Origin of the sequence: Rhizobium etli CFN 42 (assembly GCF_000092045.1) — a bacterium.
Taxonomy (GTDB): domain Bacteria; phylum Pseudomonadota; class Alphaproteobacteria; order Rhizobiales; family Rhizobiaceae; genus Rhizobium; species Rhizobium etli.
This window is the reverse complement of record NC_007763.1, coordinates 89231-103652: the sequence shown is the minus strand read 5'-3', so window position 1 is coordinate 103652 and position 14422 is coordinate 89231. Positions and strand designations below refer to the sequence as shown.

Genomic DNA, 14422 nt, shown 5'->3' with positions numbered 1-14422 from the left:
CTTCGTCGGCTCCGGTCCACTGCCTCTTGCATCAGCCTGCCTCGTGCCGGGCCAGAAAATCGAGAAGCGCCGGATAATAATCCTGCGGGTTCTCATAGAAGGGCATGTGGCTGGCATTGGCAAACACCTTGAGCTCGGCATTCGGCAGCGCCAGCTTCATCCTCAGCGCGCAGGCCGGGGTCAGCTCGTCATGCTCTCCCGCGGTGATCAGCACCGGCAGCGTCAGCCGCGGCAGATCGGCAATCCGGTTCCAGTCCTTGAGGTTGCCGATATAGAGAAACTCGTTCGGCCCCTGCATCGTCTCATAGGGCGCCATGTTCCAGTCGTCGAGCGAGCGGCGGACCGGCGCCGGCCATTCCGGCAGACGGCAGACATGGCGGTGGTTGAGGATGGTGACGGCGGCGAGATATTCGGGATGATTATAGGTGCCCTGCGCCTCGTGCTTCTGCATCATCGAGACGGTTTCGGGACCGAGTGCCGCGCGCAGCCGCTCCAGTTCCGAGATCAGATGCGGCATGTCGGCGACGGTATCCTCGAGAACCAGCGTTTTGAGGTTCTGAGCGTAAGTCAGCGCATATTCGATCGCCAGCCACCCGCCCCAGGAATGGCCGAGCATGTGGACCTTGCCGAGCCCCAGCGCCTTGCGCACCGTTTCCGTCTCCTCGACATAACGGCCGATCGTCCAGAGCGAGGGATCGTCCGGCCGGTCGGAAGCGCCGGTGCCGAGCTGGTCGAAAGCGATGACACGACAACCCTTGTCGACGAGACAGGAGTGCGCCTCGCGCAAATAGTCGCACGGCAGGCCCGGGCCGCCATTCAGGCAGAAGACCGTCTCGTCGCCGGACCCGAAACTATAGGCGACGACGCGATAGCCATCCACACCGACCTCAAATCGCGCGTCCGGCTGCAATTCACGCCACATTGATTGCTCCAGCAGAAAATATCCCTTGCTCATTATTTGGGCATGGTTAAATTTTTACCGGAAATCGCGCTCCGTGCCAGCTATAAGAAGTGATAGGGTAGGGCGCTTGCCGAACCGGGGACGCCCATGCTTGATGACATCGGAATGATCAGACGGCAGTTTACGACGCATGAAACGCTGGAGGGCCGGATCGACCAGGCTTTCGAGGCAATGAAGCAGCTGGGCTTCGAGGCCCTCATCTATGATTATACGCCGGTACCCTATGATATTGATGGCGTGATCATGGTACCGTCGCTGCTGAAGCTCAGGAACATCGCCGAGGACATGCACGACTATTGGTTCGATCGCGGTTATTTCCGCATCGATCCGGTCCAACAGGTGGCGCTGCGCACCTCCGCACCGTTTTTCTGGAACTATGATCCCGACGCCGATACGCTGATCAGGCGCTTTATGAGCGAGGACACTGCACCGGTGACGCGCTATTTGAGTGAACGCGACATGTCTACCGGCGTCACTGTTCCGGTGCATATGCCGCGCGGAGACTACGCGACCGTCACCGGCATCCGTTTCGGCCGGAACAGCGATTTCGAACGACATGCGCTGCGCTATATCGCCGACTTCAACCTGCTGGCGCATGTTTTTCACGAGACAGCCTATGCGCTTTTCGACAGGAAGGACAAAAGCGTCGGCATCCGCCTGACAGAACGGGAGCGCGAATGTTTGCGCCATTCTGCGGAAGGCTATTCGGCCAAGGAAATCTCCCGCATCATCGACCGTTCCGTACCCACCGTGGTCATGCATCTCAATGCCGCAGCAAAGAAGCTCGGCGCCCGCAATCGAACGCAGGCTGTGGTGCGCGCCACCCACTACCGCCTGCTTGAAGACCGGCCGACTCAGACCTGGTCACCCTATAACTTGTGATAGCTGCCTTCGCCGTCGCCGCCGCGTTATGGTTTCCGAACCTTCGAGGATTGGAGAAGTCGGTGACCGAAGTCGCAACAAGTGAAGCCTATCTGCCCTTTCGCGATTACCGGACCTGGTACCGCGTCACCGGTTCACTCGATAGCGACAAGTTGCCTCTCGTCGTTGCTCACGGAGGACCCGGCTGCACGCATGACTATGTCGATTCCTTCAGGGACATCGCCGCTCTCGATGGCCGCGCGGTGATCCATTACGACCAGCTCGGCAACGGCAATTCCACCCGCCTTCCCGACAGGGGCCCGGACTTCTGGACGGTCGACCTCTTCCTCGAAGAGCTGAGCGCTCTGCTCGCCCATCTCGGCATCGAGCATCGTTACGCCTTCCTGGGCCAATCCTGGGGCGGCATGCTCGGCGCCGAACATGCTGTGCGCCGGCCGCGAGGTCTGAAGGCGCTTGTCATTGCCAACTCCCCGGCCAACATGCACACCTGGGTTGCCGAAGCCAATCGGCTCCGCCAGGAACTGCCGAAAGAGGTCCAGGACACGCTGCTGAAGCATGAAGAGGCGGGAAGCCTCACCCATCCGGACTACATCGCCGCCTCACGCGCGTTCTACGATCGCCATGTCTGCCGCGTGGCGCCATGGCCGCCCGAAGTTGCACGCACCTTCGCGATCATGGACGAAGACAACACAGTCTATCGCAACATGAACGGCCCGACCGAATTCCATGTCATCGGAACGATGAAGGACTGGACGATCGAAGACAGGCTCGACCGCATCGAAGCGCCGACGCTGCTGATCTCCGGCAAGTACGACGAGGCGACGCCGCTGGTCGTGAGGCCCTATCTCGAACGCGTGCCCCGCTGCGAGTGGGTGCTCTTCGAACATTCCAGCCACATGCCGCATGTCGAGGAAAAGCAGCTTTGCCTTACGACGGTTTCCGGCTTCCTGTCGCGCTACGACTGACCCGTAACCCGGTCCGTCACGATCGGCGGACCAGCCATTTCTTGGCAACCCGGCAGGCGATCGTATAGGCCGGATCGAAGACGTTGCCGACATCGTAATGCACCACCTGACCCAGCAAATGGCTTGCCGCCGTCTTGTCAAGGCCGTAGTCCGATGCGAGCCAGTTCAGCATTTCACTGGTGGCATGCTGAAGCGCCTGATCGAGGGGCCGGGCATTGCCGATGGTGAAGATGTCTTCGGCGGTTTCGCCGCGCGGCCAGATGAGGCCAGCCTTCTTTTCCACCGTCAGTCGCACCGTCACTTCGAAGGTGGTCTCGACGCCGGTACCGACGATCTCACCATCGCCCTGGATGGCATGGCAATCGCCGAGAAAGAAAAGCGCACCGGGAGCCGATACCGGGAAACGAACTGTGGTGCCGGGACCGAACCGGCGATAGTCCATATTGCCGCCATATTCCCCGCTCGTCGCCGTCGAAATCGCCTGACCTAAACCCGGTGCCACGCCGAAACAGCCGATCATCGGGGCGAGCGGCAGAATGAAATTTTCAAGGCCGGCAACCGGCTCCGACAACCGTACGGTCAAGGCTTCGCGATCGATGGCCCAAATCGCCATATCGCGCGGCGGCAGGTCGCGAACCGTTTCGGGATCGATGACATTGGCCGCGACGATGCTCCGGGTAAAACCAGTGTCCCGTGTAGGGATCATGCTGATGATCTCGACCTTCAGCGCATCTCCGGGTTCGGCGCCTTCGACGAAGATCGGGCCGTTCATCGGGTTGGGACCGGAGGTCCGCCGGATGCCGTCCTTGTCATAGCCGATGGCGTCGAGCGTCTCCGTGACGACGGTATCGCCGTCAGCGATATGCCAAGCGGGCGGAAGAGAGCCGATGACATTGTGAAAGATCGTCGGAATGAAGCGGTGAGTGGTCATGAGAATACGGCTCTCGCTCTTAGGATGCCAGCCGCGGCTGGGCTGCCCGGCTGAGAGTCGAGACTAGATCAAAGATGATCTGGGAAGCCAATATCCCGACATCGTTTAGGCCCGTATCAATTTCGCGATCGTGACCCGACGTCGCCGCGATCGGTTGCCCGATCAGCTCCGGAGCGTTATGGCTGATCTTGCCTTTCACTCTCCGGATGCTATATGTAGGTAAGTGCCTACATCGGAGGTGGATTATGAGCGTGACACATCTTTCCAGCCGCGAACTAAATCACGACGTGAGCAGGGCAAAGAAGGCGGCGCAAAATGGTCCGGTCATCATCACGGATCGTGGGAAGCCATCCCACGTGTTGATGACCTATGACGAATTCGAGCGGCTAACCGGCAAGCCCCGCACTCTCGTCGATGCTCTCTCAATGCCAGGCCTGTCGGATATCGACTTCGATCTGCCTCGTGTTGAGATCGCCCCCCGAGGAGTCGATCTATCTTGAAGTATCTGCTGGATACCAATGTTGTTTCCGAACTACGCAAGGTCGGAGACGGCAAGGCCGATGCGAACGTGGTCGCATGGGCTGGAGCGCAAGATGCAACAAGCCTATGCATCTCCGCCATGACGATCCTGGAATTGGAACGTGGAATACTCGGCGTGCAGCGCCGCGATGCAGCGCAGGGCGCTCGTCTTCGTGCGTGGCTGGAAAATCAGGTTCGACCGGCATTCGCCGACCGTATCGTGCCGATCGACGATGCGGTCGCGACGCGCTGCGCGCATCTGCATGTTCCAGACCGGCGCAATGAAGCCGATGCCTTGATTGCCGCGACCGCCCTGGTTCACGGCCTGACCGTCGTTACCCGCAATGTCCGGGATTTCGAAGGCGCCGGCATTATCGTGCTGGATCCGTGGCAAAATTGATCTCCCTGCCGAAACTAGAAGTGGCGCGGCGTTTCTTTGCGACCTGTCACGGCAGTTGATGTATGGTCACGTTCGGAACAACGTCTCGCGCGATCTCGCAGAGATGCCAATGGTGGGTCAGGTAGATAACCTGTCCGACCTTTGCCATTTCGCCGAGCAGGCGGAAAACCTCTTCGGAGCGGGGATTGTCGAAGCTCTCCATGATGTCGTCGGCGACAAAGGGTACGGGCCGGCGAAACGCTGCGAATTCCTCGTAACCCGCCAGCCGAAGCGCGAGGTAGAGCTGGAACTGAGTGCCGGTCGACATCGCGTCCGCCAGCTTCGAACCACCGTCGCGCGACACGCCGATCAATATCTCCTTGTCCCGGTCGGGCTGGGTCGTCAGGCCGGAATAATTGCCGCCGGTGATCAGGCGAAAGGCTTCCGATGCGCGGTTCATCATCGAGCTGCGGTGTTTTTCCCGATAGATATGCAGCGCCTGTTCGGCCGCGAGCGTGCCGGCGCGCAGCGTCAGATGCCGCACCGCCAGTTCCTCGATCTCGAGGAAGATGGTTCGGCGCTTGGCCTCGATCCGGGCCACAGCGTCGTCTCCGCCGACGGCCTCGAGCTTCTGCCGCGCCAGCGACACGTCGGAATAGAGAAGCTTCGCACGCTCGGTAAGATCCTCGATCCGGGCGCCAAGCTCCATGGCGTCGCGCTCGACCGCAGAGGCATCGACACCGTCAAGGCGCCGTTCGGCTTCGGGAAAACTTGCAATACGCAATGCCTCGGTGATCTGGTGGCGCAAGGTGGCCGCCCGCTCCTCCAGCCGGTCCCGCTCTCGGGACTGATTCAGGAATGCTTCGACCGAAGCAAGCGAGTCTGTGGCGAAATAGCCGGTCAATTCGTCCTTGCGGGCATTGTGAACGGCCAATTCCTCCTCCAGCGCACGCCGTTTTTCCAATTGCTTTTCGAGATCTGCCTGCCGGTCTGCCCGAAGCTGCGCCGCATGCCGCGCCGCCTCGTGACGTTCCACGAGCGCGTTTGCGGAGGCGAGCGTATCCACCGCCGGCCGGCTGAGGCCGCAGTCTATAAGAAGACCGGCAATATGCTCGCGGAATTGCTGCTGGTCGCGCTCCATCGCGGCAACACGACTTGCGAGGTCATCCCTCTCCTTCAGGATGGAGGGCAGTGTAGCGAGCGCATTCAGCATTGCGCGGACGGCGGCCATCGAACCGGCCTTGTCGGCAAACCAGGTTCGCGACAGCGCCTCCGCCCATTCCCGCTCCCAGGCCGCCATGGCGGCTTCCGCCTCCTGCCGGTCGCGCTCGCGTTCCCTGAAATCGCGATTGAGATCGTCGAGCGCCTTCTCATGCGCCTGCCGCGCCGCCTGTTCCGCTTTGCCGGTGGCAAGCATATTGTTCGCAGTCTGTATCAGGTCGGCGACCGACAATTGGTCGACGCCATTGTAACCGGCATCCGCAAGGCTCGCCGCAAGCGTCGCGACATGCCCGTCCAGTTCGAGGCGTAGCGCGTCCACCGCGTCTTCGGCCAGCTGCAGATCGTCCCAGGCGGAAAGCGCCGCTGCTCGCCTGGTGCTCCATGCCTCGAGCGAGGCAATACGCGCCACCGCTTCGGGGTGACAGTCGATCGCATCGGGCAGCAGACTACCGATGCGCTCGGCGAGCGCATCCTGTTCGGCGCGCGCCTCGACAAGCAGTTCCCTCTGCCGTTCGATCGCTGCTGCCGTTGCCGCTTCCGTCTGACGGAGCTGGCGCAGCTCGGCCAATTCCTGCGCCCGCGACAGCCGGCCGGCGGACAATACGTCGTCCTGGCGCATCCGCTCCTCGAATGTCCGGGCCGTGGCGGCATTGAGGCTGGCAAGATGCGCCTGCCAGGCGGCATCGCGCGCATCGCGCAGCCCTGCGGCCTCGGCATCGTCTATCGAACCGCCGGCGGCGAAGGCCGCGATCCGGGCTTTGGTCAGCGCCTGCTCGGTACCAAGATCGCGCAGCTGTGCCTCGTGATCCGCAATCCGCTTGTCGATATAACTCGCCTGACTGCGCCAGGCGTCGATCTGCCGAGGCTCGGCCCCGGTCGTCCGCTGCAGGGCGACGGCATCACCTGTCCAGGGCGCAAGCTGTGCGAACTGCTTCTCCTGCATTCGCTTCGCCTGGGCAAGTGTGCGTTCTTCCAAGGTAAGCCGCATTGCGAGATCAGACCCAGCGAGCCGGCTCAGGGCGACCTCGATGCGGCCGAGACACGCGTCGAGAACCGCGGCTCCCTTTTGCGAGCCGCCTTCCTTGTCCAGCCTTTCGAGATTTTCTCGCGCTCGCAACAGTTCGCGACCGGCCGCAGCCAGTCTCGCCTCGACGCCGGAGCGCCGTTCAATGAGATCGCGGACGATGCCGATCAGTGAAGCGGGCAGCAGCAGCGCCTCGGGCGTCGCATGGTCCGGCTGTTCGAGATCGGCCAGCAGCCGCACCAACTCGCCTTCCTGTTCGGCCAACGCCAGCCGGCGCTTCGGCAGGTCGTTCTCAGCCGCGGGATAGCGCGCCCGGCCCTGATCCAGCAGGTCCATATGCGCGGCGACCGCCAGCGCTTTGTCGTCGATCGTGATCGCCTCGATCTCGTCGGCAAGCTGGCGCAGCGTGCGGTCAGCGGTTTCGACAAGCGCCTGCAGGCGCGTCTCGTCGCGGAAAAGCTGCGGCAGCAGTGTGAACCATTCGGCCGGCGGCCGCGGCAGGTCGCCCATGCCGGCTGCATCGGCGTCCAGCCGCCGGAGCTCCAGCGCCGCCGGCACGGCGCCGAGAAGACGCGTCAACTCCTGGTGCCGGGCCTTGGCCTCGGCCAGTTCCCGCGTCGTCGCGGCATAGGCGGCGTCGGCCCGCTCGTGGGTCGATTTCAGGCCCGAATAGGTGGAGGCCAGCGTGTCGATGGCATTGCGCTCGGCCTTCAGCGCTTCGAGCGAGCGTTTGAGTTCCGCAACCTTCGTGCTCGACGACCGCTTCCTGTAGATCCCATTGGCTTCGTCGACGGCCGTCGCCAGCGAACGGCTCAGGCCGGCAAGACCCGAGCTTGCCGAGAACAGCAGCTCGCCGAGCTCGCCCTTGCTTTGGAGGATAGCGTTGCCGCCTTCCTTGAGCGACTGGTCGTCGAGCGAGAACATGGTGCGATAGGCCTCGCGGCCGACGCCCCCGAGCGCGCCCGCGAGCAGCGCCTCGTTCACAGCCTGTCCCCGATCATCGACGAGGCTGCCGGTCCGCAATTTGAGCCGCGCCAGCTCGTGGTCCGCGCCACCGAATTCCAGCCGCGCACCGACCTTCATCGTGTTGTAGGGATGCAGGAAATTGTAGGTGCTGCGCTCGCCTATGCCGTAGAGCAAATCGAGATAGGCGGCGAAGGTGGTCGACTTGCCCGCTTCGTTGAGGCCATAGACGATGTGCAGGTCCGGCGACCCCTGACGGGCCGCGCCGAAATCGATCGAGTGGTCGGTGAACTTGCCATAACGGATGAGGTCGAGACGGCGCAGGCGCATCAGCTGTCTCCCCGCTCCGCAACCTTCATCCGGGCGGCGATATCCTCGGCGCCGTCGGCGAGAAGGCCGTCGATGAAGCGTTCGAAACCTGTCTCGTCATTCCCGGCAAATGCCCGGCTCTCGGGCGGCAAATCGGCGAGCAGGTCCCGGACCATCTCCCTGACATCGTCGCGAAACCCGCTGCGGGCGATGACCTCGTCGCGCATCAGCGCGCCAAGTTCGACGACGGGATCGGCGGCGGACGCGTCTGCGGGGATCGAGGGCGCTTCGAAGGCGAGTTCCAGCTTCTCGATCCAGGTGCGGCCGATCACGTCGCCGCGCCGCTCGGCTTCCGCCTGCATGAGGTCAACATCGCGCCGCAGCTGCCAGGAGAGCGGCGTGCGGCCGGAAAGCCTGAGGCGTGCGACAAGATGCGGCGAAGCCGTGCGGTCGCGCTGCGCCATCAGCGCCGCCTCGACCACCACGGCCGCCTCACGCCAATCATCGACACCCGTAAGGTCGACATTGACGCGCTCGAACTGCGCGATGCTGGTTCGCCGCTCGTCGACCGTCACGGTCCGGTCGTCCGCCACGGTCACCAGCGATACGGTCTTGACGCCCGACTCGTTGATGTCGCGGCCTTGCGGCATGCCGGGCATGATGATCGTTGCCGTGCCGGGATACTGGCTGCGCTGATGAAGATGCCCGAGCGCCCAGTAGTCGAATCCCGAGGCGTGAAGGTCGAGCACGTTGCAGGGCGCATAGACGTCATGGCCGGCCGATCCGGCAAGGCTCGTATGCATGATGCCGATATTGACGGCACCCGCGACCGGCGACTTGAATTTCGGCAGAAGCGGGTCGGGCGCTTGCGGCTTGGCGAAGCTCAGGCCGTGGATCGCGATCGAAAGGCTGCCCTTCGTCGCCTCCACGGTCTCGGCGTGGCCGCCGAAGACCTTTACCGTATCGGGCATCACCAGCTCCTTGGCGATCTTCGACATCGCATCGTGATTGCCGCGGATCTTGAAGACGCAGATCCCCGCCCGGTGCAGCCGTTCCAGCTGGCTTGCCAGAAAGCGCGCCGTCTTCATCGACGTCTGTTCGCCGTCATAGAGATCGCCGGCGATGACCAGCGCATCGACCTGCTCTTCGAGGCAAAGGTCGACGATCGCGATCAGCGCCTGCCGGCTGGCGTCACTCACGAGATCGGCCAGCTCGGCGTTGCGAAGCGCCAGCGACCGAAGCGGAGAGTCGAGATGGAGATCGGCAGTGTGGACGAAACGATAAGCCATGAATGCAGAAAATCGCGTTGCGACAGGATGAGGAGCCGGTGCCGTCGGACCGATGAACGCGCGGTCGCTGTCACCTGGCCTTGAGCGAGAGAATATGGAGCACGCGTCCAAGGGGCGCGAGCGAAATGGGCCGGTAAAGCCGGCCCATCCACAATCAATGTTGCTCGACCGGGGCCGGTACGGCCGCCGGCGCACCCTGCTGCCCAAACCGATCGGCGACTAGCAGCGACAGCCACTGCCTTGGAACGCAAAAGGGCTTCTTGACACAAGCGCCGCTCCGGTCTTTGATGGCGACCATTCACCAGGGGTGCCCCGGCAAGGGGCTGAGATTCTGCTGAACAATACGGCTTTGCCTGTTGTGGCGCGGTGACCCGTTGAACCTGATCCAGTTCATACTGGCGTAGGGACGGTGCGGACGCTGCGGCTGTTGGGCGGATTTTCGCTTTGTCGCGCAAGGCGTCTTTTCATCATTCCAACACTGGAACTGGGTCTCCAAACGTCAAACCTTGGAGCCTCATCCATGAATATTGTCGCGCCCCAGCTTACTCCCGTCGTCACCACCGGCTCGCTTCCGGCCTCGACCAAGATCGTAAAACCCGGAACCCTCTATCCGGACCTGCGCGTGCCGATGCGCGAAATCAGCCTTCACCCGACCTCCGGCGAGCCGCCGGTAACGGTCTATGATTCCTCCGGCCCTTATACCGATCCGGCCCATGTGATCTCCATCGACGCCGGGCTGCCACGTTTGCGCGAGAGCTGGATCAAGGCCCGCGGTGATGTCGAATCCTATGACGGCCGCATCGTCAAACCTGAAGACAATGGTTTTGCCACCGGCGAGCGGCTGACGCCGGAATTTCCCGTTCGCAACACGCCGCTGAAAGCAAAAGCCGGCCGTGCCGTCACCCAGCTCGCCTATGCGCGGGCAGGCATCGTCACGCCGGAAATGGAGTTCATCGCAATTCGCGAAAACCTCGGCCGACAGGCAGCGAAGGAGGCACTCGCGCGCGACGGCGAGAGCTTCGGCGCGCATGTTCCGGATTTCGTGACGCCCGAATTCGTGCGGCGCGAAGTCGCCGAGGGTAGGGCGATCATCCCCGCCAATATCAATCATCCGGAATCCGAACCGATGATCATCGGCAGGAACTTCCTTGTGAAGATCAACGCCAATATCGGCAATTCGGCGGTCACCTCGTCGATGGCGGAGGAAGTGGAGAAGATGGTCTGGGCGATCCGCTGGGGCGCCGATACGGTCATGGACCTTTCCACCGGCCGCAACATTCACAATATCCGCGAATGGATCATTCGCAATTCGCCGGTTCCGATCGGCACCGTGCCTCTTTACCAGGCGCTCGAGAAGGTCAACGGCATTGCCGAAGATCTGACATGGGAAGTCTATCGGGACACGCTGATCGAACAGGCCGAGCAGGGCGTCGATTATTTCACCATCCATGCCGGCGTGCGGCTGGCCTACATACCGCTCACGGTCAATCGCGTCACCGGCATCGTCTCACGCGGCGGCTCGATCATGGCCAAGTGGTGTCTGCATCACCACAAGGAAAGCTTCCTCTACGAGCATTTCGAGGAAATCTGCGACATCTGCCGTGCCTATGACGTCTCCTTCTCGCTCGGCGACGGTTTGCGTCCGGGTTCGATTGCGGATGCCAATGATGCAGCGCAATTTGCCGAACTTGAAACGCTTGGCGAATTGACCAAGATCGCCTGGGCGAAGGATTGCCAGGTGATGATCGAAGGTCCCGGCCACGTGCCGATGCACAAGATCAAAGAGAATATGGACAAGCAGCTCGAGGTCTGCGGCGAAGCGCCCTTCTATACGCTCGGACCGCTGACGACCGACATCGCACCGGGCTATGACCACATCACCTCCGGCATCGGTGCCGCCATGATCGGCTGGTTCGGCACGGCGATGCTCTGCTATGTCACGCCGAAGGAGCATCTGGGGCTGCCCGACCGCAGCGACGTCAAGACCGGTGTCATCACCTACAAGATCGCCGCCCATGCCGCTGATCTCGCCAAGGGCCATCCGGCCGCGCGCATCCGCGATGATGCGCTCTCGCGGGCGCGTTTCGAATTCCGTTGGGAGGATCAGTTCAACCTCTCCCTCGACCCGGACACGGCGCGTTCCTTTCACGACGAGACCCTGCCGAAGGAGGCGCATAAGGTGGCGCATTTCTGTTCGATGTGCGGCCCGAAATTCTGCTCCATGCGAATCTCCCATGACATTCGCGCCGAAGCCCAGAAGGAGGGATTGGAAGCCATGGCAGCCAAATACCGCGATGGCGGCGATCTCTACATGCCGGTCGCAGAGGTCGCGAAAACGCCTGCCGGAGAATGACGATGCGCATTCTCGTCAACGGGGCCGGCGTTGCCGGCCTCACCGTGGCCTGGCAGCTGTACCGCCACGGCTTCCGCGTCACCCTTGCGGAGCGGGCCGGCACGGTCGGCGCCGGGGCCTCCGGCTTTGCCGGCGGCATGCTGGCGCCGTGGTGCGAGCGGGAAAGCGCGGAAGAACCGGTGCTGACGCTCGGTCGCCTTGCCGCGGACTGGTGGGAAGCGGCATTGCCGGGCCACGTCCATCGCCGGGGAACACTTGTCGTGGCGGGCGGACGCGATACCGGAGAACTCGACCGCTTTTCCCGCCGCACAAGCGGATGGGAATGGCTGGACGAGGTGGCAATCGCAGCCCTCGAACCGGATCTCGCTGGCCGTTTCCGCAGGGCGCTGTTCTTCCGGCAGGAAGCGCATCTCGATCCGCGGCAGGCGCTCGCGGCACTGGCCGCAGGACTTGAGGATGCCCGAATGCGACTGACGTTGGGCGTCGTCGGCGAATCGGACGTTGATCATGACCGGGTGGTCGACTGCACGGGTGCCGCCCAGATAGGCCGGCTGCCCGGACTGCGCGGCGTTCGAGGCGAGATGCTCTGCGTCGAAACAACCGAAGTCAGCCTCTCCCGTCCTGTCCGCCTGCTGCATCCGCGCCACCCGATCTACATCGTACCGCGCGACAAAAACCGCTTCATGGTCGGGGCAACGATGATCGAAAGCGATGATGGCGGCCCGATTACCGCCCGTTCGCTGATGGAGTTGCTGAATGCCGCCTATGCGATGCATCCTGCCTTCGGGGAGGCACGGGTGACGGAAACCGGCGCAGGCGTGCGGCCCGCTTATCCCGACAATCTGCCGCGTGTGACACAGGAGGGACGCACCCTCCATGTCAACGGCCTCTACCGCCACGGCTTTCTACTGGCGCCGGCCATGGCCGGCGAGGTCGCGCGTCGTCTTCTTACAGAACAGGGACAACCGGAAAGGAGGGCCTCATGACCTTCATCATCAATGGCGAGGAACAGGAGGTCGCAGCCGCGACGCTTGCAGATCTGCTTCTCGCGTTGGACTACGAAGGCAGCTGGATCGCAACTGCGGTGAACGGTGAACTGGTGCACCGCGAGGACCGCGCCGATTTCCGGCTCGGCGAACGCGACCGCATTGAAATTCTCTCACCCATGCAAGGAGGCTGAGATGCTGAAACTTTACGATGTTGAAGTTGGCTCAAGGCTGCTGCTTGGCACCGCACGCTATCCGTCTCCCGCTGTCCTTGCAGAAGCCGTGAGACGCGCGAAGACGGAGATCGTCACCGTCTCGCTGCGGCGCGAGGCGGCCGGCGGCAAGGCGGGCGGCGCCTTCTTCGAGCTGATTCGCGAGCTTGGCGTGCGCGTGTTGCCGAATACGGCCGGATGCCACAGCGTACAGGAGGCGGTGCTGACGGCAAAGTTGGCGCGCGACGTCTTCCGCACCGACTGGATCAAGCTCGAGGTGATCGGTCATCACGATACGCTGCAGCCCGACGTATTCGGACTTGTCGAGGCGGCCCGCATTCTGTCGGGCGAGGGCTTTCAGGTCTTCCCCTATACGACCGACGATCTTGTCGTCGCCGAAAAGCTGCTGGATGCCGGTTGCCGCGTTCTGATGCCTTGGTGTGCGCCGATCGGCTCCGCGATGGGACCGGTAAACCCGATGGCGCTACGGGCATTCCGAGCACATTTTCCGGATGTGCCGCTCATCGTCGATGCCGGCGTCGGCCGCCCGTCTCACGCCGCCGCTGTCATGGAATACGGCTATGATGCCGTACTTCTCAACACCGCCGTTGCCGGCGCTGGTGATCCCGCCGCCATGGCCGAGGCCTTCGCGCTTGCCATCGATGCCGGCCGCATTGCGCATAGCGCCGTGCCGTTGGAGCCGCGCGATATGGCCGTTCCTTCCACTCCCGTCATCGGAAAGGCTGTCTTTTCATGAGGCTCGATCCCTTCTATCTCATTGTCGACAGCGCCGACTGGGTCGAGCGTCTCGTGCCGCTCGGCGTCAAACTCGTCCAGCTGCGCATCAAGGACCGGCCGGAGCCAGTGCTTCGCGAGGAGATCCGGCGTGCGAAAGCCGCCTGCGCGGCAGCGGCCTGCCAATTGATCATCAACGATTACTGGAGGCTGGCGATCGACGAGGGATGCGATTTCATTCATCTCGGGCAGGAAGACCTGATGGCTGCCGATCTGGCTGCCATTCGCCGCGCCGGCCTGAAGCTCGGCCTTTCCACGCACGATCCATCAGAACTAGAAACCGCGCTGGCCGCCGCGCCGGACTATGTTGCCCTTGGGCCGGTCTGGCCCACGATCCTCAAGGAAATGAAATGGGCGCCGCAAGGCGTCGAACGCCTTGCGGACTGGCGGCGGCGTGTCGGACCCATGCCGCTCGTTGCCATTGGCGGGATCACCGCCGAACGGGCGCCGCTGGTATTGGAAAACGGCGCCGATAGCGCTGCCGTAGTCACTGATATCACCCGCAACCCGGATCCGGAGGCCCGCACCCGACAGTGGCTGGCGGCGACCGCGCCTTGGCGATCTGTCGGGTAAGACGCCGCACCGCGCCCCTGTGAAATATATTTCAATACGTGAATTATATTGACAGACCTC

General features: G+C 62.8%; 13 protein-coding genes and 1 riboswitch. Of the genes, 9 read left to right on the top strand and 4 right to left on the bottom strand.

The window, feature by feature from the left end; all coding sequences use genetic code 11:
* Positions 1-31 precede the first annotated feature (31 nt).
* Positions 32-922, bottom strand: coding sequence for a proline iminopeptidase-family hydrolase (locus RHE_RS22465; protein WP_011427554.1), 891 nt, complete (start codon positions 920-922; stop codon positions 32-34).
* A 126-nt stretch (positions 923-1048) separates the two neighbouring features.
* Here RHE_RS22465 and RHE_RS22460 point away from each other — a divergent pair, with 126 nt between their 5' ends.
* Both RHE_RS22460 and RHE_RS22455 read left to right on the top strand, forming a co-directional pair.
* Positions 1049-1843 (top strand): helix-turn-helix transcriptional regulator, encoded by a 795-nt coding sequence (locus RHE_RS22460; RefSeq protein ID WP_011427553.1) that lies wholly within the window; start codon positions 1049-1051, stop codon positions 1841-1843.
* 62 nt (positions 1844-1905) lie between these two features.
* On the top strand, positions 1906-2808 hold the full coding sequence (locus RHE_RS22455) for a proline iminopeptidase-family hydrolase (RefSeq protein WP_011427552.1): 903 nt from the start codon (positions 1906-1908) through the stop codon (positions 2806-2808).
* Positions 2809-2824: 16 nt separating this feature from the next.
* On the opposite strand, the gene RHE_RS22450 is transcribed toward RHE_RS22455, so the two are convergent.
* Complete coding sequence (locus RHE_RS22450) at positions 2825-3739, bottom strand: acetamidase/formamidase family protein (RefSeq protein ID WP_011427551.1); 915 nt, start codon at positions 3737-3739, stop codon at positions 2825-2827.
* A 245-nt stretch (positions 3740-3984) separates the two neighbouring features.
* Here RHE_RS22450 and RHE_RS22445 point away from each other — a divergent pair, with 245 nt between their 5' ends.
* Positions 3985-4239: a type II toxin-antitoxin system Phd/YefM family antitoxin gene (locus RHE_RS22445; protein WP_011427550.1), complete on the top strand. Its 255-nt coding sequence runs from the start codon at positions 3985-3987 to the stop codon at positions 4237-4239.
* Positions 4236-4658 (top strand): type II toxin-antitoxin system VapC family toxin, encoded by a 423-nt coding sequence (locus tag RHE_RS22440; RefSeq protein WP_011427549.1) that lies wholly within the window; start codon positions 4236-4238, stop codon positions 4656-4658. The genes RHE_RS22445 and RHE_RS22440 overlap by 4 nt, the downstream gene beginning before the upstream one ends.
* Positions 4659-4704: 46 nt before the next feature.
* Here RHE_RS22440 and RHE_RS22435 read toward each other — a convergent pair whose 3' ends face one another.
* Together RHE_RS22435 and RHE_RS22430 are read right to left on the bottom strand one after the other, a co-directional pair.
* The gene (locus RHE_RS22435) at positions 4705-8175 is read right to left on the bottom strand and encodes an AAA family ATPase (RefSeq protein WP_011427548.1); all 3471 of its coding nucleotides are present in this window, start codon (positions 8173-8175) and stop codon (positions 4705-4707) included.
* On the bottom strand, positions 8175-9443 hold the full coding sequence (locus RHE_RS22430) for a metallophosphoesterase family protein (RefSeq protein ID WP_042119672.1): 1269 nt from the start codon (positions 9441-9443) through the stop codon (positions 8175-8177). The genes RHE_RS22435 and RHE_RS22430 overlap by 1 nt, the downstream gene beginning before the upstream one ends.
* Positions 9444-9736: 293 nt before the next feature.
* Positions 9737-9868, top strand: a riboswitch (TPP riboswitch).
* Between the two features lie 95 nt (positions 9869-9963).
* Here RHE_RS22430 and thiC point away from each other — a divergent pair.
* The 5 genes from thiC to RHE_RS22405 are packed head-to-tail and all read left to right on the top strand — an operon-like array spanning position 9964 to position 14362.
* Positions 9964-11796 carry a phosphomethylpyrimidine synthase ThiC gene (gene thiC, locus RHE_RS22425; protein WP_011427546.1) on the top strand — a complete coding sequence of 611 codons (1833 nt, stop codon included), beginning with the start codon at positions 9964-9966 and terminating at the stop codon, positions 11794-11796.
* Positions 11797-11798: 2 nt separating this feature from the next.
* Entirely contained in the window at positions 11799-12782 is a 984-nt protein-coding gene (thiO, locus tag RHE_RS22420) for a glycine oxidase ThiO (protein ID WP_011427545.1), read from the top strand.
* Positions 12779-12976, top strand: coding sequence for a sulfur carrier protein ThiS (gene thiS, locus RHE_RS22415; protein ID WP_042119669.1), 198 nt, complete (start codon positions 12779-12781; stop codon positions 12974-12976). Before thiO ends, thiS begins: the two co-directional genes overlap by 4 nt.
* Position 12977: 1 nt before the next feature.
* Positions 12978-13751: a thiazole synthase gene (locus RHE_RS22410; RefSeq protein ID WP_011427544.1), complete on the top strand. Its 774-nt coding sequence runs from the start codon at positions 12978-12980 to the stop codon at positions 13749-13751.
* A complete protein-coding gene (locus RHE_RS22405) occupies positions 13748-14362 on the top strand; it encodes a thiamine phosphate synthase (RefSeq protein WP_011427543.1) in 615 nt (204 codons plus the stop codon). The genes RHE_RS22410 and RHE_RS22405 overlap by 4 nt, the downstream gene beginning before the upstream one ends.
* The last annotated feature ends 60 nt before the right edge of the window (positions 14363-14422 follow it).

Bases quoted from the DNA above. Each gene is read 5' to 3' on its own strand.
- RHE_RS22465 (WP_011427554.1), bottom strand. From the start codon at position 922: ATGTGGCGTGAATTGCAGCCGGACGCGCGATTTGAGGTCGGTGTGGAT.
- RHE_RS22460 (WP_011427553.1), top strand. From the start codon at position 1,049: ATGCTTGATGACATCGGAATGATCAGACGGCAGTTTACGACGCATGAA.
- RHE_RS22450 (WP_011427551.1), bottom strand. From the start codon at position 3,739: ATGACCACTCACCGCTTCATTCCGACGATCTTTCACAATGTCATCGGC.
- RHE_RS22445 (WP_011427550.1), top strand. From the start codon at position 3,985: ATGAGCGTGACACATCTTTCCAGCCGCGAACTAAATCACGACGTGAGC.
- RHE_RS22435 (WP_011427548.1), bottom strand. From the start codon at position 8,175: ATGCGCCTGCGCCGTCTCGACCTCATCCGTTATGGCAAGTTCACCGAC.
- RHE_RS22430 (WP_042119672.1), bottom strand. From the start codon at position 9,443: ATGGCTTATCGTTTCGTCCACACTGCCGATCTCCATCTCGACTCTCCG.
- thiC (WP_011427546.1), top strand. From the start codon at position 9,964: ATGAATATTGTCGCGCCCCAGCTTACTCCCGTCGTCACCACCGGCTCG.
- thiO (WP_011427545.1), top strand. From the start codon at position 11,799: ATGCGCATTCTCGTCAACGGGGCCGGCGTTGCCGGCCTCACCGTGGCC.
- thiS (WP_042119669.1), top strand. From the start codon at position 12,779: ATGACCTTCATCATCAATGGCGAGGAACAGGAGGTCGCAGCCGCGACG.
- RHE_RS22410 (WP_011427544.1), top strand. From the start codon at position 12,978: ATGCTGAAACTTTACGATGTTGAAGTTGGCTCAAGGCTGCTGCTTGGC.
- RHE_RS22405 (WP_011427543.1), top strand. From the start codon at position 13,748: ATGAGGCTCGATCCCTTCTATCTCATTGTCGACAGCGCCGACTGGGTC.